The sequence below is a fragment of the Bacillus sp. BP-3 genome (assembly GCF_028401955.1).
Taxonomy (GTDB): domain Bacteria; phylum Bacillota; class Bacilli; order Bacillales; family Bacillaceae_G; genus Bacillus_A.
In genome coordinates, this window is sequence record NZ_JAQOTJ010000053.1 from 1 (window position 1) to 1442 (window position 1442).

Genomic DNA, 1442 nt, shown 5'->3' on the forward strand with positions numbered 1-1442 from the left:
TACCGATTTCTTCTCCATATACTTCTGTTTTCAAGCGTATTCGTATTTTAGATTCAACTGCATTTCAACTCCCAGATCCCTTTTCATTCGTTTATCCAGGTGCAGGAGGATGCAGCCATACAGCGGGAGTGAAAATTCAGCTTGAGTATGATCTATTAAGTGGACAGTTCCTACATATTCATACAGGTCCAGGTAAACAACATGATCGAACCTACGGTTCTCTGTGTGTCCCAACTGTGAAAGCGAATGATTTATGTATCCGAGATTTAGGGTATTTTCATTTGAAAGACCTTCAATATATACAAGATAAAAAGGCTTACTATATTTCTCGTATCAAGTCGAATACACGTATTTATCAAAAAAATCCCAATCCTGATTATTTTAAAGATGGAAGAATCAAGAAAGTTACAGAGTATATACAGATAGATATGGAGGATTTAATGAACTCTCTTCAGCCAGGACAAACATGTGAAATACCCGATGCTTATGTAGGAATGACTGATAAAGTACTAACTCGTGTGATTGTTCATCGCCTAACAAAAGAACAACAACAAAAACGATTACAGGATCAAACTGTGAGAGAAAAAAAGAAAGGAATGAAGTATTCTCCTTGTAGTAAACGACTCAGTGGCATAAATGTATATATGACAAACACTCCTATAGATATTGTCCCAATGGGACAAGTACATGATTGGTATTCTTTACGTTGGCAAATCGAGATTTTATTTAAAACGTGGAAATCATTCTTTCATATTCATCATTGTAAAAAGATAAAACGAGAACGATTGGAATGCCATTTGTATGGGCAACTGATTGCCATTCTACTATGTTCTTCTACCATGTTTCAAATGCGGCAATTACTTCTTATAAAAAAGAAACGAGAACTGAGTGAATATAAGGCCATATATATGATTAAAGATTACTTTCTTCTTCTTTTCCAAGCTATACAGAAAGACACCCAAGAGCTATCAAAGATTCTAATTCGCTTGTTCAACCTCCTACAGCAAAACGGGCGAAAATCTCATAGGTATAAGAAGAAAACAGTCTTTGATATATTAGGTGTCGTTTACAATTGTACCATGTCTGATAATCAAGCGGCTTAAATTTTAAAAATGAAACCCATTAGGGTTTATTTCGTATGCAAATCTTTAAATTCTCTACACGTAGCCTTTAGAAAAAAGAAACAACCTTTACTATAATTGACGTTGTATGAGCTTAGCTTGATAGCGATGTGGCGATACCCCTAACTGAAATAATAACAAAATATAATGAATACGAGGCATTTACTCCAGCCGAGACTATGATTAAATAAAAAATTATGTTAAATATCCCCATTTGTTTTTGTGGGAATATTTATTGAAAAATGGTTCTGTTGCAAAGTTTAAAAAAGCAGAAATAGATATTGATAAATGAGGGGTACCATTTAGGCAGTGACTAATAAT

1 protein-coding gene is annotated in these 1442 nt (G+C 34.1%); it reads left to right on the top strand.

Features of this window, described 5'->3' with window-relative positions; genetic code table 11:
* The coding region (locus PLX19_RS25885; RefSeq protein ID WP_272191798.1) for an IS4 family transposase at positions 1-1103 on the top strand (1103 nt) is incomplete at its 5' end.
* Positions 1104-1442 lie beyond the last annotated feature (339 nt).